General features: G+C 50.5%; 22 protein-coding genes. 14 read left to right on the top strand and 8 right to left on the bottom strand.

The genetic code is table 11. The features are described 5' to 3' along the window. Positions 1 to 26 precede the first annotated feature (26 nt). The 3 genes from rnm to rluB all read left to right on the top strand — a co-directional run bounded on the left by rnm (position 27) and on the right by rluB (position 2498). Positions 27 to 905: an RNase RNM gene (rnm, locus tag C2U41_RS10120; RefSeq protein ID WP_016150339.1), complete on the top strand. Its 879-nt coding sequence runs from the start codon at positions 27 to 29 to the stop codon at positions 903 to 905. Continuing rightward, positions 902 to 1522 (top strand): L-threonylcarbamoyladenylate synthase, encoded by a 621-nt coding sequence (locus tag C2U41_RS10115; RefSeq protein ID WP_003020628.1) that lies wholly within the window; start codon positions 902 to 904, stop codon positions 1520 to 1522. The genes rnm and C2U41_RS10115 overlap by 4 nt, the downstream gene beginning before the upstream one ends. A 100-nt stretch (positions 1523 to 1622) precedes the next feature. Continuing rightward, the gene (gene rluB / locus C2U41_RS10110; protein ID WP_003020625.1) at positions 1623 to 2498 is read left to right on the top strand and encodes a 23S rRNA pseudouridine(2605) synthase RluB; all 876 of its coding nucleotides are present in this window, start codon (positions 1623 to 1625) and stop codon (positions 2496 to 2498) included. Between the two features lie 83 nt (positions 2499 to 2581). On the opposite strand, the gene cobO is transcribed toward rluB, so the two are convergent. Beyond that, complete coding sequence (gene cobO / locus C2U41_RS10105) at positions 2582 to 3172, bottom strand: cob(I)yrinic acid a,c-diamide adenosyltransferase (RefSeq protein ID WP_016150337.1); 591 nt, start codon at positions 3170 to 3172, stop codon at positions 2582 to 2584. Continuing rightward, positions 3169 to 3930, bottom strand: a complete 762-nt coding sequence (locus C2U41_RS10100) for a YciK family oxidoreductase (RefSeq protein ID WP_048217845.1) — start codon at positions 3928 to 3930, stop codon at positions 3169 to 3171. Before C2U41_RS10100 ends, cobO begins: the two co-directional genes overlap by 4 nt. Positions 3931 to 4151: 221 nt before the next feature. Between C2U41_RS10100 and sohB the strand changes: the two genes are divergently transcribed. Continuing rightward, positions 4152 to 5198, top strand: a complete 1047-nt coding sequence (sohB, locus tag C2U41_RS10095) for a protease SohB (RefSeq protein ID WP_060854811.1) — start codon at positions 4152 to 4154, stop codon at positions 5196 to 5198. Between the two features lie 110 nt (positions 5199 to 5308). On the opposite strand, the gene C2U41_RS10090 is transcribed toward sohB, so the two are convergent. Further along, positions 5309 to 5560, bottom strand: a complete 252-nt coding sequence (locus C2U41_RS10090; protein WP_003020616.1) for a YciN family protein — start codon at positions 5558 to 5560, stop codon at positions 5309 to 5311. A 398-nt stretch (positions 5561 to 5958) separates the two neighbouring features. On the opposite strand from C2U41_RS10090, the gene topA reads away from it, so the two are divergent. From topA to acnA, 5 genes are all read left to right on the top strand, one after another. Continuing rightward, positions 5959 to 8556 (top strand): type I DNA topoisomerase, encoded by a 2598-nt coding sequence (gene topA, locus C2U41_RS10085; RefSeq protein ID WP_003840713.1) that lies wholly within the window; start codon positions 5959 to 5961, stop codon positions 8554 to 8556. Between the two features lie 208 nt (positions 8557 to 8764). Beyond that, the gene (gene cysB, locus C2U41_RS10080) at positions 8765 to 9739 is read left to right on the top strand and encodes an HTH-type transcriptional regulator CysB (protein ID WP_032935573.1); all 975 of its coding nucleotides are present in this window, start codon (positions 8765 to 8767) and stop codon (positions 9737 to 9739) included. A 314-nt stretch (positions 9740 to 10053) separates the two neighbouring features. Further along, positions 10054 to 10194, top strand: coding sequence for a YmiA family putative membrane protein (locus C2U41_RS10075; protein ID WP_213083937.1), 141 nt, complete (start codon positions 10054 to 10056; stop codon positions 10192 to 10194). Between the two features lie 2 nt (positions 10195 to 10196). Beyond that, positions 10197 to 10367 carry a hypothetical protein gene (locus tag C2U41_RS29510; RefSeq protein WP_008322403.1) on the top strand — a complete coding sequence of 57 codons (171 nt, stop codon included), beginning with the start codon at positions 10197 to 10199 and terminating at the stop codon, positions 10365 to 10367. A 308-nt stretch (positions 10368 to 10675) separates the two neighbouring features. Continuing rightward, the gene (gene acnA / locus C2U41_RS10070) at positions 10676 to 13351 is read left to right on the top strand and encodes an aconitate hydratase AcnA (protein ID WP_048240955.1); all 2676 of its coding nucleotides are present in this window, start codon (positions 10676 to 10678) and stop codon (positions 13349 to 13351) included. 49 nt (positions 13352 to 13400) lie between these two features. Here acnA and ribA read toward each other — a convergent pair whose 3' ends face one another. After that, a complete protein-coding gene (gene ribA, locus C2U41_RS10065; RefSeq protein ID WP_003020601.1) occupies positions 13401 to 13991 on the bottom strand; it encodes a GTP cyclohydrolase II in 591 nt (196 codons plus the stop codon). A 202-nt stretch (positions 13992 to 14193) separates the two neighbouring features. On the opposite strand from ribA, the gene pgpB reads away from it, so the two are divergent. The 5 genes from pgpB to yciH all read left to right on the top strand — a co-directional run bounded on the left by pgpB (position 14194) and on the right by yciH (position 17846). After that, the gene (gene pgpB / locus C2U41_RS10060; protein WP_003840717.1) at positions 14194 to 14958 is read left to right on the top strand and encodes a phosphatidylglycerophosphatase B; all 765 of its coding nucleotides are present in this window, start codon (positions 14194 to 14196) and stop codon (positions 14956 to 14958) included. A 149-nt stretch (positions 14959 to 15107) separates the two neighbouring features. Next, entirely contained in the window at positions 15108 to 15416 is a 309-nt protein-coding gene (locus tag C2U41_RS10050) for a LapA family protein (RefSeq protein ID WP_003020595.1), read from the top strand. 6 nt (positions 15417 to 15422) lie between these two features. Further along, positions 15423 to 16592, top strand: coding sequence for a lipopolysaccharide assembly protein LapB (lapB, locus tag C2U41_RS10045; protein WP_003020592.1), 1170 nt, complete (start codon positions 15423 to 15425; stop codon positions 16590 to 16592). Between the two features lie 189 nt (positions 16593 to 16781). Beyond that, complete coding sequence (gene pyrF / locus C2U41_RS10040; protein ID WP_003840720.1) at positions 16782 to 17519, top strand: orotidine-5'-phosphate decarboxylase; 738 nt, start codon at positions 16782 to 16784, stop codon at positions 17517 to 17519. Then, positions 17520 to 17846 (top strand): stress response translation initiation inhibitor YciH, encoded by a 327-nt coding sequence (gene yciH / locus C2U41_RS10035; RefSeq protein ID WP_003843984.1) that lies wholly within the window; start codon positions 17520 to 17522, stop codon positions 17844 to 17846. A 91-nt stretch (positions 17847 to 17937) separates the two neighbouring features. Here yciH and osmB read toward each other — a convergent pair whose 3' ends face one another. From osmB to pdeR, 4 genes are all read right to left on the bottom strand, one after another. Continuing rightward, positions 17938 to 18156, bottom strand: a complete 219-nt coding sequence (gene osmB, locus C2U41_RS10030) for an osmotically-inducible lipoprotein OsmB (RefSeq protein WP_003020583.1) — start codon at positions 18154 to 18156, stop codon at positions 17938 to 17940. 268 nt (positions 18157 to 18424) lie between these two features. Next, positions 18425 to 19177, bottom strand: a complete 753-nt coding sequence (yciT, locus tag C2U41_RS10025; RefSeq protein WP_103848890.1) for a DNA-binding transcriptional regulator YciT — start codon at positions 19175 to 19177, stop codon at positions 18425 to 18427. 95 nt (positions 19178 to 19272) lie between these two features. After that, the gene (locus tag C2U41_RS10020) at positions 19273 to 19455 is read right to left on the bottom strand and encodes a YciZ family protein (protein WP_003020577.1); all 183 of its coding nucleotides are present in this window, start codon (positions 19453 to 19455) and stop codon (positions 19273 to 19275) included. Between the two features lie 183 nt (positions 19456 to 19638). Then, the gene (gene pdeR / locus C2U41_RS10010) at positions 19639 to 21630 is read right to left on the bottom strand and encodes a cyclic di-GMP phosphodiesterase (protein ID WP_103848889.1); all 1992 of its coding nucleotides are present in this window, start codon (positions 21628 to 21630) and stop codon (positions 19639 to 19641) included. Between the last annotated feature and the right edge of the window lie 104 nt (positions 21631 to 21734).

Raw genomic sequence — 21734 nt, 5'->3', positions numbered from 1 at the left:
CGACATTTATTGAAACGGGAGCCGCCTTGAGCGACACGAATTACGCAGTGATTTATGACCTGCATAGTCATACTACAGCCTCCGATGGGCGATTAACCCCAGAAGCCTTAGTACACCGTGCGGTAGAGATGCGAGTCGGTACACTGGCGATCACCGATCATGACACCACGGCGGGCATTGCGGCGGCAAGAGAAGAAATTTCACGTTCGGGTTTAGCGTTAAATTTGATCCCTGGTGTCGAGATATCAACTGTCTGGGAAAACCATGAGATCCATATAGTGGGTCTGAACATTGATATCGCCCATCCCATGATGTGCGAGTTTCTGGCGCAACAAACGGAACGTCGTCAGCAGCGTGCGCGCCTGATTGCCGAACGACTCGACAAAGCGCATATCCCCGGTGCGTGGGAAGGGGCGTTGCGCCTGGCTGATGGCGGGGCGGTTACGCGAGGCCATTTTGCGCGTTTCCTGGTGGAATGTGGCAAAGCCACAACCATGGCGGATGTCTTTAAAAAATATCTTGCCCGTGGGAAAACCGGTTACGTTCCGCCACAGTGGTGTACAATAGAACAAGCTATTGATGTCATTCATCATTCTGGCGGTAAGGCTGTTCTGGCTCATCCTGGGCGGTACGATCTTAGCGCTAAGTGGCTGAAAAGACTGGTTGCACATTTTGCTGAACATCGCGGCGACGCGATGGAAGTAGCGCAGTGTCAGCAGTCTCCCAATGAACGCACCCATCTGGCGACGCTTGCGCGTCAGCATCAATTGTGGGCATCGCAAGGGTCTGATTTTCATCTACCCTGCCCATGGATTGAGTTGGGTCGTAAACTTTGGTTGCCCGCAGGCGTAGAAGGCGTCTGGCAACTTTGGGAGCAGCCCGAGATCACAGAGAGGAAAGTATGAGCCAGTTTTTTTATATTCATCCCGAAAACCCGCAGCAGCGGCTGATCAATCAGGCCGTTGAAATCGTGCGTAAAGGTGGGGTGATCGTCTATCCAACCGATTCCGGCTATGCGTTGGGCTGCAAAATTGAAGATAAAGGCGCAATGGAGCGCATTTGCCGCATCCGTCACCTGCCGGACGGGCACAACTTTACGCTGATGTGCCGTGACCTGTCTGAACTGTCGACCTATTCGTTTGTCGACAACGTGGCCTTCCGTTTAATTAAAAACAACACGCCGGGCAACTACACCTTCATCCTGAAGGGGACGAAAGAGGTTCCGCGCCGCTTGTTGCAAGAAAAACGTAAGACCATCGGCCTGCGTGTACCCTCAAACCCGATAGCACTGGCGCTGCTTGAAGCGCTGGGCGAGCCGATGCTCTCCACGTCACTGATGCTGCCGGGTAGCGAATTTACCGAGTCAGATCCGGAAGAAATTAAAGACCGCCTGGAGAAACAGGTGGATTTAATTATCCACGGCGGATATCTCGGCCAGCAGCCGACCACGGTCATTGATTTAACCGACGATTCTCCGGTGGTGTTGCGTGAAGGCGTCGGTGACGTTAAACCTTTCTTATAAGGGCGCGAACCGCTATACTACGCGGCCTTAAAATGGCGCTGACTGGCGCCGTTGATTCTCCTGTTCGACGCCTGTGAAGGCGACACCTAAAGGAAGCTCTATGAGCGAAAAGTTACAAAAAGTGCTGGCGCGCGCTGGCCACGGTTCTCGCCGTGAAATCGAATCTATTATTGCCGCGGGTCGCGTGAGCGTTGATGGCAAAATTGCCACGCTCGGCGATCGCGTTGAAGTCACTCCGGGTCTGAAAATCCGTATCGACGGTCATCTGATTTCGGTTAAAGAGTCTGCGGAACAAATCTGCCGTGTTCTGGCCTATTACAAGCCAGAAGGCGAACTGTGTACCCGTAACGACCCGGAAGGTCGTCCGACCGTGTTTGATCGTTTACCAAAACTGCGTGATGCGCGCTGGATTGCCGTAGGGCGTCTGGACGTGAATACATGCGGTTTACTGCTGTTTACCACCGATGGTGAACTGGCTAACCGTCTGATGCACCCAAGCCGCGAAGTTGAGCGTGAATATGCGGTACGTGTGTTTGGTCAGGTTGATGATGCAAAACTGCGCGATCTGAGTCGTGGCGTGCAGCTGGAAGATGGTCCGGCGGCATTTAAAACGATCAAGTTCAGCGGTGGTGAAGGGATCAACCAGTGGTATAACGTCACGCTGACCGAAGGGCGTAACCGTGAAGTCCGCCGCCTGTGGGAAGCTGTAGGTGTACAGGTAAGCCGTCTGATTCGTGTCCGTTACGGTGATATCCCGCTGCCGAAAGGCCTGCCGCGTGGTGGCTGGACAGAGCTTGATCTTGCTCAGACCAACTATCTGCGTGAACTGGTGGAGCTGAAGCCGGAAACGACCTCTAAAGTGGCCGTCGAGAAAGATCGTCGTCGCATGAAGGCGAATCAGATCCGTCGTGCGGTGAAGCGCCACTCTCAGGTTGGCAGCAGCCGTCGTCCGGGTGGTCGCAGCAACAACGGTTAATCATAACCCCACCTGATAAGCAAAGCGCCATCAGGCGTTAGCGTGGAGCCGGATACAGCGCAAACGCCTTATCCGGCCTACACTCAATAATCGATCCCTGCTTGGGCTTTCACGCCCGCTTCAAACGCATGCTTGACCGGGCGCAGCTCGCTAACCGTGTCAGCTAACTCCAGAATATCGCGATGACATCCACGGCCGGTGATAATGACCGTTTGATGGGCTGGGCGCGCTTTCAGGGCATTGATGACCTCTTCAAGCGGCAGATAGTCGTATGCCACCATGTAGGTTAGCTCATCCAGTATCACCATATCCAGTTCATCGTCGGCCAGCATCCGCTTGCCGTGTTCCCACACGGCCATACAGGCTGCGGTGTCAGACTCGCGGTTCTGCGTTTCCCAGGTAAATCCTGTCGCCATAACCTGAAACTCTACGCCGTGGGGTTCAAGTAAGTTACGTTCTCCGTTTGGCCACGTACCTTTAATAAATTGTACGACGCCGACTTTTTTACCATGGCCCACAGCGCGCGTGGCGGTACCGAATGCGGCGGTGGTTTTACCCTTACCATTTCCGGTGAACACGATGATAATTCCGCGTTCATCTTTCGCTGCGGCAACGCGTGCGTCAACCCGATCTTTTACGCGCTGTTGACGTTGCTGATAGCGTTCTTCACTCATTGGGCAATTCCTGGTTTACGGCCCGGCTGGGCATCAAAAGTCATACCGGTTTTACGGCGGCTGTCATCGCCCATCAGCCACAGGTAGAGCGGCATAATATCGGCGGGAGTTTTCAATTTTTGCGGATCTTCCGTTGGGAATGCGCTGGCTCGCATGCCAGTTCGCGTCCCACCAGGATTGATACAGTTTACGCGCAGATGACGGTTTTGATACTCATCAGCCAGAACCTGCATCATCCCTTCGGTCGCAAATTTTGAGGTGGCATATGCTCCCCAATTGGCGCGTCCCTGGCGACCGACACTGGAAGAGGTAAAGACCAGCGATCCGGCATCGGATTTGAGTAACAACGGCAGCAATGCCTGAGTCAGCATAAAAGTGGCATTTACATTTACCTGCATCACATCCTGCCAGACCTGCGGGTTTTGTTCACTCATTGGACAAATATCGCCGAGTAATCCGGCGTTATGCAGTACGCCATCCAGACGCGGGAAATGTGCAGCAATGCGCTGCGCAAGCTGGTGACATTCTTCAGAGGTACAGGTCAGTAGATCCAGTGTAAACCACTGTGGTTGTGTTCCGTTTTCATCGGCGATAGTGCGGGCAACCTGACGCAGTTTTTCTTCGTTACGCCCATGCAGGATAACGGTCGCGCCATAGCGTGCATAGGTCTGCGCGGCCTCGCGTCCGATACCATCGCTGGCACCGGTGATAAGAATAATGCGGCCCTGTAGAAGGTCTTGTTTAGGTTGGTAATGCACGGCAACTCCTCGGCGACGTCCTGGATATCTCGTTCGCGATAACTTTTGGGCTTTATGCCTTAAACCCTGTACTTTTTCAATCAGCCAAAGGCAATAACACCGCAAAATGAACGCTTTGTCATGCTTTTTACTGATTCAGCACTAGATGTATGAAGCAAGACGAGGTGACACGCCTGTTGTACACTGAGCGGAAGTCGCGTTGTTTAACCAAGGTGGGTCTCGTGGAATTGTTGTCTGAATATGGGTTGTTTTTGGCAAAAATTGTCACTGTCGTGGTGGCTATTGCAGTGGTGGTGATGCTGATCGTAAACGCGACACAACGCAAACGTCAGCGTGGGGAATTGCGGGTTATTAACCTCAGCGATCAATATAAAGAGATGAAGGAAGACCTGTCGCTAGCCTTATTGGATGGGCATCAGCAAAAATTCTGGCATAAGGAGCAGAAAAAGAAACAAAAGCTGGAGGCGAAAGCGGCTAAGGCAAAAGCGAAACTGGGTGACAGTACGTCATCAGATAAACCTCGTGTATGGGTGCTTGATTTTAAAGGCAGTATGGATGCCCATGAGGTCAGCGCATTACGCGAAGAGGTGACGGCTGTGCTGGCGGTTGTTAAACCTCAGGATCAAGTGGTGGTTCGTCTGGAAAGTCCGGGTGGTGTGGTACATGGTTATGGCCTGGCTGCGTCCCAGTTACAACGTCTGCGCGATAAGCAGATCCCGCTGACCGTTACGGTAGATAAAGTCGCTGCGAGCGGCGGATATATGATGGCCTGCGTGGCGGATAAAATTGTCTCGGCGCCGTTTGCTATCGTCGGCTCAATTGGCGTGGTGGCGCAGATCCCGAACTTTAACCGCTTCCTGAAAGGGAAAGATATTGATATCGAACTGCACACCGCCGGACAGTATAAGCGTACGTTGACCTTACTCGGTGAAAACACGGAAGAAGGGCGGCAGAAATTCCGCGAAGATCTGAACGAAACGCATCATCTGTTTAAAGATTTTGTGCAGCGCATGCGTCCGACTCTGGACATTGAGCAGGTTGCCACCGGTGAACACTGGTTTGGTCAACAGGCGCTGGCAAATGGGCTGGTGGATGAGATCAATACCAGCGATGAGGTGATCCTCGGGCTGATGGAAGGTCGTGAAGTATTGAACGTTCGCTATCTGCAGCGTAAAAAGCTGATGGATCGTTTTACCGGTAGTGCGGCGGAGAGCGCCGATCGTTTGCTGATGCGCTGGTGGCAGCGGGGGCAGAAGCCACTGATGTAAAATTGTCATTGCCGGATCGCGATGCTCATATATCTCCTATCCGGCCTACAAATATGCACCAGTATAGGCTGGATAAGGCGATGCCGCCATCCGGCAAATTATTACTCGTGTTAATCGATCAAGTGATACTTTTCGGAAAGTACGTGCGCCAGGTGTTTAAACATATTAAACACCGCCGTACTTTTGGGCGTTGGTAGCCCTTGCTCGTCTAAAAAGTAATCTCCGCTGAAAACCAGCACGCCGTTTCGCTGCGTAACGCCGGTGGCGACAATCCCCGCCAGCGTGTCCTCATGCTCACGAATGATTTTGTTGGCTTCAATCAGCAGTGTTTCGCGATCGATGGGTTGAGTGTCTTTATGCATGATTTACTCCTTAAACAAGGACATTAGTCTACGCTGAGCCCGCCTTATGGGCAAATATTCCCTGACATAAATGAAGGTTTTACGACAGTGTTACAACTGGCGAGATTTGTTTTTGCATGCTAATAAAGTTGCGTAACGCATTTTATCAGGTACAGTGTGACGCTTTCGTTAATCTGGCAACAGATTTGCTTGACATTCGACCAATACTTCGTCGTGCTAGAGCGTTTGTAAGAAAAAAAGCCTGTTAACTCAGTTACATGAGAGTTACATTACAAGCGCGAATCAGTTTAAAGGGTTGATATCCGCCGACGCAGAGACCATATCGATGTCTCGTCGCCAGTGGAAGGTGAATCAACGTGCGACGCATTCTGGAAGAATCAAATTAGGTAAAGGTGAATATGGGTAAAGCTCTTGTCATCGTTGAGTCCCCGGCAAAAGCCAAAACGATCAACAAGTATCTGGGTAATGACTACGTGGTGAAATCCAGCGTCGGTCATATCCGTGATTTGCCGACCAGTGGCTCAGCAACTAAAAAGAGCGCCGACTCAACCTCCACCAAAACGGCTAAAAAGCCCAAAAAGGATGAACGTGGCGCTCTCGTCAATCGTATGGGTGTTGACCCGTGGCACAACTGGGATGCGCGCTATGAAGTGCTGCCCGGTAAAGAGAAAGTGGTTTCTGAACTGAAGCAACTGGCTGAAAAAGCCGACCACATCTATCTCGCAACTGACCTTGACCGCGAAGGGGAAGCCATTGCGTGGCACCTGCGGGAAGTGATCGGCGGCGATGACACCCGCTATAGCCGTGTGGTGTTTAACGAAATTACCAAAAATGCTATTCGTCAGGCGTTTGAAAAACCTGGCGAACTGAACATCGACCGTGTAAATGCGCAACAGGCGCGCCGCTTTATGGACCGTGTTGTGGGCTATATGGTGTCGCCGCTGCTGTGGAAAAAAATTGCGCGCGGTCTGTCAGCTGGCCGTGTACAGTCGGTTGCTGTGCGTCTGGTGGTTGAGCGTGAACGCGAAATCAAAGCATTTGTTCCAGAAGAGTTCTGGGAGATTGATGCCAACACAACCACGCCTGGCGGCGACGCGTTACCGCTCGAGGTGACGCATCAGAATGATAAACCGTTCCGCCCGGTCAATCGGGAACAAACGCTTGCCGCTGTTAGCCTGTTGGAAAAAGCGCGCTATAGCGTATTGGAACGTGAAGATAAACCGACCAGCAGCAAGCCGGGCGCGCCGTTCATCACCTCCACGCTACAGCAGGCCGCCAGTACGCGTCTGGGCTTCGGTGTGAAGAAAACCATGATGATGGCGCAGCGCTTGTATGAAGCGGGTTACATCACTTATATGCGTACTGACTCAACCAACCTGAGTCAGGATGCGGTGACGATGGTTCGCGATTACATCAGCGATAATTTTGGTAAAAAATATTTGCCGGAAAACGCGAATCAGTACGCCAGCAAAGAAAACTCGCAGGAAGCGCACGAAGCTATCCGTCCTTCCGATGTCGCCGTACAGGCGGAATCGCTGAAAGATATGGAAGCTGATGCGCAAAAACTGTATCAGCTGATCTGGCGCCAGTTTGTTGCCTGTCAGATGACCCCAGCTAAATATGATTCCACCACGCTCACCGTGGGTGCGGGTGATTTCCGCCTGAAGGCGCGCGGTCGTATTCTGCGCTTCGATGGCTGGACGAAAGTGATGCCAGCGTTGCGTAAAGGCGATGAAGATCGCATCTTACCGGCGGTGGACAAAGGCGATACGCTGACGCTTATCGAACTGACGCCAGCACAGCACTTTACTAAACCGCCTGCGCGCTTCAGTGAAGCTTCGCTGGTTAAAGAGCTTGAAAAGCGTGGTATTGGTCGTCCATCTACCTATGCGTCGATCATTTCTACGATTCAGGATCGTGGTTATGTTCGCGTAGAGAACCGTCGCTTCTACGCTGAAAAAATGGGTGAAATCGTCACCGATCGTCTGGAAGAAAACTTCCGCGAACTGATGAACTACGATTTTACTGCGCAGATGGAAGATAGCCTCGACCAGGTGGCGAATAAAGAAGCCGAATGGAAGGGCGTACTCGACAACTTCTTCACTGATTTTACTCAGCAACTGGATAAAGCCGAGAAAGATCCTGAAGAAGGCGGTATGCGTCCGAACCAGATGGTGCTGACTAGCATTGATTGCCCGACCTGCGGACGCAAGATGGGTATTCGTACCGCCAGTACCGGCGTTTTCCTTGGTTGCTCCGGCTACGCACTTTCCCCGAAAGAGCGTTGCAAAACCACCATTAACCTGGTGCCGGAAAACGAAGTATTGAACGTGCTGGAAGGCGACGACGCGGAAACGAACGCATTGCGCGCCAAACGCCGCTGCCAGAAGTGCGGTACGGCAATGGACAGTTATCTTATCGATCCTAAGCGTAAATTGCATGTGTGTGGTAATAACCCAACCTGCGACGGCTACGAGATCGAAGAGGGCGAGTTCCGTATCAAGGGTTATGACGGTCCTATCGTCGAGTGCGAAAAATGTGGTTCTGAAATGCACCTGAAAATGGGACGTTTCGGCAAGTACATGGCGTGTACTAACGACGAGTGCAAAAACACCCGTAAGATCCTGCGTAACGGTGAAGTCGCTCCGCCGAAAGAAGACCCAGTTCCGTTGCCGGAACTGCCGTGTGAAAAATCTGACGCGTATTTCGTGTTACGTGATGGTGCTGCAGGTATCTTCCTGGCGGCCAATACGTTCCCGAAATCACGTGAGACTCGTGCGCCGTTGGTGGAAGAGTTGTACCGCTTCCGCGATCGCCTGCCGGAAAAACTGCGTTATCTGGCAGATGCGCCGCAAACTGATCCGGATGGTAACAAGTCCATGGTTCGTTTCAGCCGTAAAACCAAGCAGCAATACGTTGCCGCTGAGAAAGACGGTAAGGCGACTGGCTGGTCCGCGTTCTTCGTTGACGGCAAATGGGTAGAAGGGAAGAAATAACAGCGTTTCGGCTGAATTTCTCCTCAAAGGGTCGCGTAAGCGGCCCTTTTTGTTTCTCGCATATTATTTTTTGTCATACCTATACAGCGTACATAGAAATGATATAGTGGTTATAGTTAACAGACTTTTTATTATTAAATCGTATTAGCAGCGCCCGCGAGCCTGCACTGAAACGATGATTTGATGGCGCGAATCGGGATGGCATAACATGAAATTACAGCAGCTTCGCTACATTGTTGAGGTGGTGAACCACAACCTTAATGTCTCCTCAACAGCGGAAGGGCTTTATACCTCGCAGCCCGGTATCAGTAAGCAAGTTCGTATGCTGGAAGATGAACTTGGCATCCAGATTTTTGCCCGTAGCGGTAAGCACCTGACGCAGGTTACGCCAGCGGGGCAGGAAGTTATTCGTATTGCGCGAGAAGTTCTGTCGAAGGTGGATGCCATTAAGTCCGTTGCTGGCGAACATACCTGGCCGGACAAAGGCTCGTTATATATCGCCACTACGCACACTCAGGCGCGTTACGCTTTACCGAACGTGATTAAAGGTTTTATTGAGCGCTATCCTCGCGTCTCATTGCATATGCACCAGGGATCGCCGACACAAATCGCCGAAGCCGTTTCGAAAGGAAATGCAGATTTTGCTATCGCGACGGAAGCTTTGCACCTGTATGACGACCTGGTGATGTTACCTTGCTACCACTGGAACCGCTCGATCGTCGTCACGCCGGATCATCCGTTGGCGGGAAAACCTTCGGTTTCTATTGAGGAACTGGCACAGTATCCGCTGGTGACCTACACGTTTGGTTTTACCGGACGCTCGGAGCTGGACACCGCGTTTAACCGCGCGGGTCTGGAGCCACGTATTGTCTTTACCGCGACCGATGCTGATGTCATTAAAACCTATGTCCGTCTGGGCCTTGGCGTGGGTGTGATTGCCAGTATGGCGGTTGATCCTGTTTCCGATCCTGACCTGGTACGCGTGGATGCTCACGATATCTTCAGCCATAGCACCACCAAAATTGGTTTTCGTCGCAGCACCTTCTTACGTAGTTACATGTATGATTTCATTCAACGTTTCGCGCCGCATCTGACGCGTGATGTGGTGGACACGGCGGTGGCGCTGCGTTCCAACGATGATATTGAAGCCATGTTTAAAGATATTAAATTGCCTGAGAAATAATAACGACTGTAACCTCGTCGGTATCCATAAGCATAAAGCGATACCGACGGGAAACACTGAATTAATTGATAATTTACCGTGGATAAATTAACCATATATAGCTTGTGGAAAAAATTCTCTAAAGTAGTTTCAAATTAGTCAGCTTGCCAAAAATTCCTTTCAAATATTTATAACCGATCAAACAATCGATTTATTTATCAGGACGAGTCTGAAAATTAACTGGCTTTTTTTCGCCTTTTTTATTAGGATTCCTCCTATCTGATGATTAATTGTACCGATTGTTTGGTGCCTAAATGATAAGTGATTTCGATAGTATGAGGTTAGCGATGCCTTCAGGAAACCAGCCAGCACGCAGGGATCCGGTGATGAAACGTAAAGCCTGGTTCGCCGTATTTCTTGGTTCTGCGATATTCTGGATTATTGTCGCACTCGTGGCCTGGAATGTGTGGGGGTAAGTATGTCCGCACCAGAGCAGCACTCTACCGAAACGCTATCGCCTCATGACCATGAACAAGAGAGCAAAACCGTCGCAGAGAAGGGACAGAAGGTACCCGAATCCTGGAACCTTTCTCCTGAACAACGGGCGTTTATTGATCTGTTAACTGATGATGATGAACAGAAACAATAATTCGTACGTATTTTATAATAATAACGATTACCTTGTGCCCTTGAATATCGAATCATTTATCCATGTAATCGTCATCAACAACCTAATCAACGTATTATCCATTGCTCTATTGCCTACTGAATATTCATCCTATTAATCTACACGGCTAGACCTTCCTCCTTACCATCGACCTCAGTTCGCGCTTTTATATCGCCCGCTACTTTTATCATTTTGAGTTGTTATCAAAGCGTTACATTTTGTTTGTGTTATCTTTAATACTAACCCTGAGGAAAATCAGGGGATCCAACCCTGTCATTTAAGGAGGAGCTATGTCGTCGACCCTACGAGAAGCCAGTAAGGACACATTGCAGGTTAAAGATAAAACCTACCGCTACTACAGTTTACCTCTGGCTGCTAAATCACTGGGTGATATCACCCGACTACCCAAATCGCTAAAAGTGTTGCTGGAAAACCTGCTTCGTTGGCAGGATGGTAACTCCGTTACCGAAGATGATATTCATGCTCTCGCACATTGGCTGAAGACCGCCCACGCCGATCGTGAAATTGCCTATCGACCCGCTCGTGTTCTGATGCAGGATTTTACCGGCGTTCCGGCGGTGGTCGATCTTGCCGCCATGCGCGAAGCGGTGAAACGTCTGGGGGGAGATACGGCAAAAGTGAATCCGCTTTCGCCAGTGGACCTTGTCATTGACCACTCGGTAACGGTGGACCGTTTTGGTGATGATGATGCTTTCGAAGAAAACGTTCGCCTGGAAATGGAACGTAACCATGAACGTTATGTGTTCCTGAAATGGGGACAGCAGGCATTTAGTCGCTTCAGCGTTGTACCGCCGGGAACGGGGATTTGCCACCAGGTAAACCTTGAATACCTTGGCAAAGCCGTCTGGAGCGAGTTACAGGACGGTGAGTGGGTGGCTTATCCCGATACGCTGGTCGGTACCGATTCCCATACGACAATGATTAATGGTCTCGGTGTGCTGGGATGGGGCGTTGGAGGCATTGAGGCTGAAGCAGCAATGCTGGGTCAACCGGTCTCTATGCTTATCCCGGATGTCGTAGGCTTTAAACTAGTGGGCAAACTGCAGGAAGGTATCACCGCTACCGACCTGGTTTTAACCGTTACCCAGATGCTGCGTAAGCACGGCGTGGTCGGTAAATTTGTTGAATTCTATGGTGATGGCCTCGACACCTTACCGCTGGCCGATCGGGCAACCATTGCGAACATGTCACCGGAATACGGCGCAACCTGCGGTTTCTTCCCGATCGATGGCATCACTCTTGAATATATGCGTCTGAGTGGACGCAGTGAGGAGCAGGTTGAGCTGGTCAGCGCCTATGCCAAAGCGCAGGGAATGTGGCGTAATCCAGGAGATGAACCCGTATTTACCAGTTCACTGGAGCTGGATATGGGCAGTGTGGAAGCTAGCCTTGCCGGACCGAAGCGTCCGCAGGATCGGGTGGCACTGGCTGATGTTCCGAAAGCGTTTTCGGCAAGTAATGAACTCGAAGTAAATAGCTCGCTGAAAGACCGTCAGCCCGTGGACTACACCATGAGCGGTCAGCAGTATAAGCTGCCGGACGGTGCGGTGGTGATAGCAGCTATCACTTCCTGTACCAACACCTCCAACCCAAGCGTATTGATGGCGGCGGGACTGCTGGCGAAAAAAGCAGTGACGCTTGGTTTGAAACGTCAGCCGTGGGTGAAAGCCTCGCTGGCGCCAGGATCGAAGGTGGTGTCTGATTATCTGGCGCAGGCTGGGTTCACGCCGTACCTTGATGAGCTGGGATTTAACCTTGTAGGTTATGGCTGTACCACCTGTATTGGTAACTCGGGTCCGTTACCCGATCCTATCGAGACAGCCATCAAAAAAGGCGATCTCACCGTTGGTGCTGTGCTTTCCGGCAACCGAAACTTTGAGGGGCGTATCCATCCGCTCGTGAAGACCAACTGGTTAGCGTCTCCGCCGCTGGTGGTGGCCTATGCGCTAGCAGGGAATATGAATATCAATCTGACGCAAGATCCGTTAGGCCATGACAGAAAGGGCGATCCCGTTTATCTGAAAGATATCTGGCCGACGGCTCAGGAAATTGCCCGTGCCGTGGAGCAGGTTTCTACCGCCATGTTCCATAAAGAATACGCTGAAGTCTTTGAAGGTACGCCAGAATGGAAAGCTATCCAGGTTGATCGGGCTGATACCTATGGTTGGCAGTCTGACTCAACTTATATCCGCTTGTCGCCGTTCTTCGATGGTATGCAGGCTACGCCGGATCCGGTCCAGGACATTCATGGTGCGCGTATCCTCGCAATGCTTGGGGATTCCGTCACCACCGACCATATTTCTCCTGCCGGCAGTATTAAGCCGGATAGCCCGGCAGGTCGTTATCTGCAAAGCCACGGCGTTGAGCGTAAAGATTTCAACTCCTATGGTTCACGCCGCGGGAATCATGAAGTGATGATGCGCGGTACCTTTGCCAATATTCGTATTCGTAATGAGATGGTACCCGGAGTGGAAGGTGGGATGACGCGTCATTTGCCGGGAACTGAGGTAGTGGCTATCTATGATGCGGCTATGCAATATCAACAGGAGAATATCCCCCTGGCGGTTATTGCCGGGAAAGAGTATGGCTCTGGCTCCAGTCGCGACTGGGCGGCAAAAGGCCCGCGCTTGCTGGGGATTCGCGTGGTTATCGCTGAGTCCTTTGAGCGAATTCACCGTTCTAACCTGATTGGTATGGGGATTTTGCCGCTGGAGTTTCCACAGGGAGTCACGCGCAAAACGCTGGGACTAACCGGTGAGGAAGCGATCGATATTACGGACCTGCAAAACATCAAGCCGGGCGCAACAGTGTCGGTGAATATGGTTCGCTCAGATGGACGTAAAGAGGTGATTTTATGCCGCTGCCGTATCGATACCGCGACGGAGCTAACTTACTACCAAAACGATGGTATTCTGCACTACGTGATTCGTAATATGTTGAATTAAAATGCATAAAGCCTGCGAGAGCAGGCTTTATTATCGGCGGTAACAACCATTACTTGCCCAGCAAATGCCCCATCTTGGCGGCTTTGGTGTCCAGGTAATGTTCATTGTTCGGGTTACGACCCACAATCAGCGGCACGCGTTCAACAATATTGATTCCCGCTTCGGTCAGAATTTCCACTTTTTTCGGGTTATTGGTCAGCAAACGAACTTCGTCCACGCCCAGCAGCTTGAACATATCCGCACACAGCGTGAAATCACGCTCATCTGCCGCAAAGCCCAACTGATGGTTAGCCTCAACGGTATCATAACCCTGGTCCTGCAACGCGTAGGCGCGGATTTTATTGAGCAGGCCGATATTGCGTCCTTCCTGACGATGATAAAGCAGGATACCGCGCCCTTCTTCAGCAATGTGGGTGAGAGCCGCTTCGAGCTGGAAGCCGCAATCGCAACGCAGGCTAAACAATGCATCGCCAGTCAGACATTCGGAGTGGACACGCGCCAGAACAGGCGTTTGACCTGTGATATCGCCAAAAACCAGTGCGACGTGATCGTGTCCGGTTGCCAGTTCTTCAAATCCCACCATCAGGAAATCACCCCAGGGGGTTGGCAGTTTGGCTTCTGCCACACGTTTAAGCTGCATGTAATTCTCCAGATTATGCTGGCACTGTCGTGCCGTCGCCTGTTGGCTTCTTGTTCTGTATTGCACTATTTTGCCATAAGGCAACGATGTTCACCTAATCGCGACAACGGATTCGCCTTTGGAATGGCACAAAAATGTCAATTTTCCCGGCATGCACTTTTTTCAGTTATGATTGTGAGACTTATCGACGAAAGGAGAGGCAATGCTGTCAATTGCAAAGCGCACTGCGGTCGGGGCCGGGCTGCTACTTATTATGCCGGTTGCTGTATGGGTATCGGGCTGGAGCTGGCAGCCGGGACACAACGTTTGGTGGCTAAAATCTCTGTACTGGGTAACGGAAACGGTGACGCAGCCGTGGGGGATTATCACTCACGTTGTGCTCTGCGCATGGTTTCTGTGGTGTCTGCGTTTTCGTCTGAAAGCTGCGGTAATGCTGTTTGCGATCCTGGCCGTGGCAATTTTAGTCGGTCAGGGTGTGAAGTCCTGGGTTAAAGACAGGGTGCAGGAACCTCGGCCCTTTGTCGTATGGCTGGAAAAAACGCACCATATCCCGGTTGATGAGTTCTACACTTTAAAACGTAAAGATCGTGGCAACTTAGTTAAAGAGCAATTGGCCGAACAACAGGATATTCCGACGTTTCTACGTAAGCACTGGCAAAAAGAAACGGGTTTTGCCTTTCCGTCAGGACATACGATGTTTGCTGCCAGTTGGGCTTTACTGGCAGTAGGGCTGTTATGGCCACGCCGACGTACGCTGACGATTGTGTTTTTGCTTATCTGGGCGACAGGTGTTATGGGTAGCCGCTTGCTGTTGGGCATGCACTGGCCGCGTGATTTGGTCGTTGCAACGCTGATTTCATGGTTGCTGGTAACGCTGGCGACCTGGCTCGCGCAGCGAGTATGCGGACCACTTACGCCGCCTGTGCAGGAGGCAAAAGAAATCGCGCAACGCGAGCAAGAAAGCTAGCTATGATTGATTTTTCAAATTTTGCCCTTAAATCAGAAAGCGGAAAGCGCTTTTCCATTTCGCACTCGTTGTGAAAATGGTAATTTAAAGGGCTCAACGCGGTAAGTTGTACACGATTTATTCGCTTAAACCACATAACGGGAAGTAATGTGAAATATTTACTCATTTTCTTACTGGTGTTGGCGATTTTTGTTATTTCGGTGACATTAGGTGCGCAAAACGATCAACAGGTTACGTTTAATTACCTGCTGGCTCAGGGTGAGTATCGTATCTCTACGCTGCTTGCTGTATTGTTTGCCGCAGGTTTTGCGATTGGTTGGTTAATTTGCGGCCTTTTCTGGCTGAAGGTTCGTGTGTCTCTTGCGCGCGCCGAACGTAAAATCAAACGACTGGAAAACCAGCTTACGCCTGCGACCGACGTTGCGGTTTCTGCCGATTCGTCGGTTGTGAAGGAATAATTATTTATGTTGGAGTTGTTGTTTCTGCTTTTACCTGTAGCCGCTGCCTATGGGTGGTATATGGGTCGCAGAAGTGCGCAACAAACCAAGCAGGATGAAGCTAACCGTCTTTCCCGTGACTATGTCGCCGGGGTTAACTTCCTCCTGAGCAACCAACAAGACAAAGCGGTGGATCTGTTCCTCGATATGCTAAAAGAGGATACGGGCACCGTTGAGGCTCATCTCACTCTCGGAAACCTGTTTCGCTCGCGCGGTGAAGTCGATCGCGCAATCCGCATCCATCAAACGTTAATGGAAAGTGCTTCGCTGACCTACGAGCAGCGTTTGTTGGCCGTACAACAGCTGGGGCGCGATTACATGGCCGCAGGTCTGTACGACCGCGCGGAAGACATGTTCAATCAGCTTACCGATGAAACAGATTTTCGCGTCGGTGCATTACAGCAACTGCTGCAAATTTATCAGGCGACCAGCGATTGGCAGAAAGCCATTGATGTCGCAGAACGTCTGGTGAAGCTAGGCAAAGATAAACAGCGTATTGAGATAGCCCACTTCTACTGCGAACTGGCCTTACAGCAGATGGGCAGCGACGATATGGATCGCGCCATGGCGCTGTTGAAAAAAGGGGCTGCGGCAGACAAAAACAGTGCCCGGGTTTCTATCATGATGGGCCGAGTGTACATGGTGAAAGGCGAGTACGCGAAGGCCGTTGAAAGTCTGCAACGCGTGATTTCTCAGGATAAAGAACTGGTCAGCGAAACGCTGGAAATGCTGCAAAGCTGCTACCAGCATCTGGGGAAAACCGATGAGTGGGCAGAGTTTTTACGTCGGGCCGTTGAAGAGAATACTGGCGCCGCCGCCGAGCTGATGCTGGCCGATATTCTTGAAGCGCGTGAGGGGACTGATACCGCTCAGGTTTATATTACCCGCCAACTACAACGCCATCCTACGATGCGCGTTTTCCACAAATTAATGGATTACCATCTTAACGAAGCAGAAGAAGGGCGCGCGAAAGAGAGCCTGATGGTTCTGCGCGATATGGTCGGGGAGCAGGTGCGCAGCAAGCCGCGCTATCGTTGCCAGAAGTGCGGATTTACCGCATATACACTGTACTGGCACTGCCCATCTTGTCGCTCATGGTCAACCATTAAGCCTATTCGCGGACTTGATGGGTTGTAATTTTTAAAAAAATCTTACTTTAGTTACAACATACTAATGATGAGAACAAAGCCATCCTCAGCCACCGTTGCCAAATTCGCCTGGCAGAAATGGAATCGCGCCTGTTAATTTTCTATTACCGCAGGTAGAATGCACGCCGTTTACCCATTTCGCGCTACTGTCGGCGCCCATCCTCAAGAAGGTCTGGTCATGACGTTTACTGCTTCATCTTCTTCTCGTGCTGTTACTGATTCTCCTGTCGTTGTCGCTCTCGATTATTCCAATCGTGATAAAGCATTAGCTTTTGTCGACAGAATTGATCCTCGTGATTGCCGTTTGAAAGTGGGCAAAGAGATGTTCACGCTTTTTGGACCTCAGTTGGTTCGCGATTTACAACAGCGTGGTTTTGACGTTTTTCTTGATTTGAAATTTCATGATATTCCCAACACTACCGCGCATGCCGTTGCGGCAGCGGCTGAGCTTGGCGTGTGGATGGTTAACGTTCATGCTTCTGGTGGGGCGCGTATGATGACCGCCGCACGTGAAGCCTTATTACCTTTTGGCAAGGACGCACCGCTGCTGATTGCGGTAACGGTTCTGACCAGTATGGAAGCCAGCGACCTCGCCGATCTCGGCGTGACGTTGTCACCTGCAGAGCATGCTGAAAGGCTGGCGCGCTTAACCCAACATTGTGGTTTGGATGGCGTTGTATGCTCCGCGCAGGAAGCGGTGCGATTCAAGCAGGCGTTTGGCCAGGCATTTAAATTGGTTACGCCGGGTATTCGTCCTGAAGGCAGCGAGGCGGGCGACCAGCGTCGCATTATGACGCCGGAACAAGCACAGTCAGCTGGTGTGGATTATATGGTTATTGGTCGTCCGGTCACGCAGTCGGCAGATCCGGCTCAGACGCTGAAGATGATTAATGCCTCACTGAAACGAGGTGCGTAAATGAACGACTCAAACTCTCGCCTGGTCTACTCAACCGACTCCGGGCGCATTGATGAACCAAAAGCTGCTCCTGTGCGCCCACAAGGCGATGGCATTGTTCGTATCCAGCGCCAGACCAGTGGCCGCAAAGGTAAGGGCGTGTGTTTGATTACCGGTATTGATCAAGACGATGCCGAACTGACCAAATTAGCTGCGGAACTGAAGAAAAAATGTGGTTGTGGCGGGGCAGTGAAGGATGGCGTGATTGAGATACAGGGTGATAAACGCGACCTGATTAAATCGCTGCTGGAAGCCAAAGGAATGAAAGTTAAACTGGCTGGCGGTTAATAAAAAAAGCCACGGAATATTTCCGTGGCTTTTTAATAATACAGACCTGAAAAAGTAAACGTATTATTATATCGAGCCGTTCAACCGTAGATTATTTACCCACCTGGTGGCCAATGATACCACCTACTGCAGCACCACCCAGCGTACCCAGCGTGCTGCCGTCAGTCAGGACTGCACCACCTATTGCACCTGCACCAGCACCGATTGCAGTGTTACGATCGCGTTTGGACCAGTTAGAGCAGGCGCTCAGCGACATTGCCAGAGTAATCGCCAGAATGGCAGCGGTCATTTTTTTGCTCGTTACTAACATAATACTTTCTCCTGAATTATTGATTCACGGAATCCAGTGTTCTTTAAGAATAGCGCTAAATTTAGGCTAACGAAGATATTTCCGTGAAACCGTTTAGCGAAGGCATTACAAACACTATCCTGAAGTTGGAGGTTCGTTCCTGTTATATCGCTAACATTAATTTTACGACTTAATCCTGTTAACGACAGGTAAAAAGTCTTAATTGGACTGTCAGATAACTCTCAGAGAGGAGATGATTTGCCAACTGACAAATCATCTGCTGAAGATGTTACGCGTGGGCATCAATGATATTGACGGTTAATCCGGAATGCTCAAGCTGCATTTGTACGCTGGCGCTAAGTCTGGAGTCCGTGACTACGCGGCTGAATCGCTCTAATGGACCCAGCGTGTACGGGTGAATGGCTTCGAATTTTGAGCTGTCAGTAAGCACAATAACTTCTGCACCTTTTTCCAGCACCGCGTTAACCACATCAGAACGCATCATGTCGCGTCCGGTGAAGCCGGTGTCAGCCTGCCAGCCATCAATGCCGATAAAGGCCTTGCTGAAGTGTACCTGCTGGATAAACTGGCGAGTTAAGGGCCCAACCATACTTTCGCTTTTTTTCTGATAGATGCCGCCAAGGAGAATCACTTCGCAGGGGGTTTCTTTCAGCAGATGGGCTATATAGCTGCTGACGGTAATGATGGTGACATCTTTTTGCTCCGCGAGCGTTCTGGCTAAGAGCGCATTGCTGCTGCCGTTTTCAATGAATACGGACTCACCTGGGCTTACCAGCGATGCGGCGAATTCAGCCAGCTCACGCTTCAGCGTAAAATTAGTCATCATGCGCGTTTCCACATCATCGCTGTTCAATGAAACAGCAAAACCGTGCGCACGGCGTAAATAACTCTGTTTTTCCAGTGTGTTCAGATCCTGTCGAATCGTCACTTCTGAGACACCGGTGATTTTTGCCAGTTCGGCAACGCTCATCTGACCTTTATCAGTCACCATCTGCAAAATATATTGTTGTCGGGAATTCATAATATTAATTTTATTGCGATATCGTATCGGAAATTAAACGGAAACTGCCTCACGTGCAGTTTGCTTATAGCAGCGACATTAAAGGGTTAATGTCGTCAGATCTCCCAGGGAGCCTTGTGCTTTTTGGGCAAGGATTCGGCATCTTCTTTGGTCATGTTTAGCAGCTCAGCCTTCAGAATTTCGAGATTATGGATAGCTGAGTGGTAATCACCTGCAACGAGGATATCCAGCACGGTATCAATGCGTTCGGCCAGACGCTGAGCGTCGATATCAGACATGGTTATCATCCTAATGGCAATAGAGTTTGAATTTCATGATGCAGAATTTCATGGCAAAAGAGAAGGGAAAAATAGTATTAACTATCAACGATAGAAGAATATTATATATTCTGTGATTACATGAAGATAGGATCGTTACGTAATGTCCATTTATGGCTATTTTCAACGTTTGATCCCACTGCATTAGCGTGTTTTTTTATTGAGGTGCCGTCGATACCAACGCTCAAACGCGGCGGCTGGCATTGGTTTGGCAAACAAAAAACCCTGACGCTCGTTGACGCCATTTTTGGTTAAAAACGCATCCTCTTTCGCGCTTTCAACACCTTCGGCGATGACCTGCAGGTTGAGTGCCTGTGCGACCGCAACAATGGCACGTACCAGCGACTGCGAAACAGGTTGTTTGTGTACATCCCTGACAAAGGTTTGATCCAGTTTAATTGCATCAAGCGGGAACCGGGCCAGTTGAGACAGTGACGAATAGCCGGTACCAAAATCATCCAAATGGATTTGCGCCCCCATCTGGCTAAACTGCTGAATGACGGACAGTGCCAACTGCTCATTTTCAATTAAACTGCTTTCCGTTAACTCGACATCGATGGGGCAATATTCAAAGTCGAGTTCATGAAGCACCTGCTTGAGATCGGTAAATAGCGTCTGATCGGCGAGCTGCCGGGCAGAAACGTTTACCGCCACGCGCAGATTGATTCCCTTTGCGCGCCATTTTGCTATCTGACGCACAACGTCCAGAATAACCCAGCGACCCAGAGGAACGATAAGCCCTGATTCTTCGGCGTAGGAGATAAATTCCAGTGGTGGAATGAGGCCACGTTCCGGAGACTGCCAGCGAACCAGCGCCTCCAGGCTGCGCACTTCGCCTCGCCAGGTTATCTTTGGCTGATAATGGATAACCAGTTGATCGTTTTCCAGCGCCTTGCGCAGATTAGTATCCAGCCACAGATATTCAAATACCCGCTGATTCATTTCCGGAGAGAAAACACAAAACTGTCCACGGCCACCTTCTTTTGCGGTGTACATGGCCGTATCGGCGTTACGAATGACGCTCTCGCAGTCCTGACCATGTTGTGGAGCGAGGGAAATACCAATAGAGCATCCGGTATAGATTTCAATCAGGCCGATGCGAAAAGGTTGACGCAGGCGTGTCAGAATACGCGACGCGGTGGCTTCCAGTGAACCCTGGGATGTTTCGGTGGCAAGGACAATAAACTCATCGCCGCCAAACCGTGCCAGTAACTGGTTTTCGCTAAGGCAACTGAGTATTGCCAGCGATACGCTTTGCAATAGCTGATCGCCAAACATATGCCCGTAGGCATCGTTTACCTTTTTGAAGTTATCCAGATCGAGGTACACAATCCCGACCTGCGTATCGCCCGCGTTCTCAATCGCATTGCTGATCAGATTATGAATAGCGTTGCGATTGGGTAATCCTGTGATCGAGTCAGTATTCGCCAACACCCGCAAACGCTCCTGGGCGCGGCGTTCTTCAGTGATATCGGTCCCGGAACAGATCAGAAATATTTCGTTCTTGCCGCTACCGTTATGCACAAATTTATTACGAAATAAAAACAGACGCTGTCCTTTGCAGGTCTTCACCCAGCGTTCAACTTCATATGAGTTACCTTCGCGAAAAAAGACCTCGATATTGCGTCGTGACGCGGCAGCTTCACGTCGACTCATAAATAATGTGAATACACTTTGGCCAATGACTTCACGTTCTTTGAGTCCGGTATACTCTTCGCACAGTCGATTAAACCGCTGAATGTTGCCCATGCGATCAAGAATGACAATGACTGAATTGGCTTCAGAAACCACCTGTTCGGCAAAAGAGAGGCCATGAGCCAGGTCACGGGCGACGGAAGGGGTGTCATCCCAGGCGGATGCGCTAACGGCCCATTCACGCTTATTGATTTTTCGGCCGACCAGATGCACGGGAATGTTGTCATCTTCAATCGGTAACGTCATTAATAAACTTGACGTAATTACCGTCATCTCGCGAATGCGTTCGGCTTGTTCCGGGGATAATTCGATGGTCTGATCGGCCTCTGACGTTTCTTCGACAGAGAAATGCAGGATGTTGCAATCCTCTGACAAACGCCAGTAAGGGTTATTAGTGCCAACATAGCTATACAACGTAATCAGCTCCCGGACGTCTTTCATGATGTGTACTATCCCGTTTAAAGCGCATAGAGCCTCAAAAGTATGGGTAGCCATGATTCATTCAGGGTGATTATGGCTGAACGTATTGTTTTTTTTATATATTT

It is taken from the genome of Citrobacter freundii complex sp. CFNIH4 (genome assembly GCF_002934505.1).
GTDB classification, from domain to species: domain Bacteria; phylum Pseudomonadota; class Gammaproteobacteria; order Enterobacterales; family Enterobacteriaceae; genus Citrobacter; species Citrobacter freundii.
Note: the sequence above shows the minus strand (reverse complement) of the source record. Positions and strands in the feature narration are given on the sequence as shown.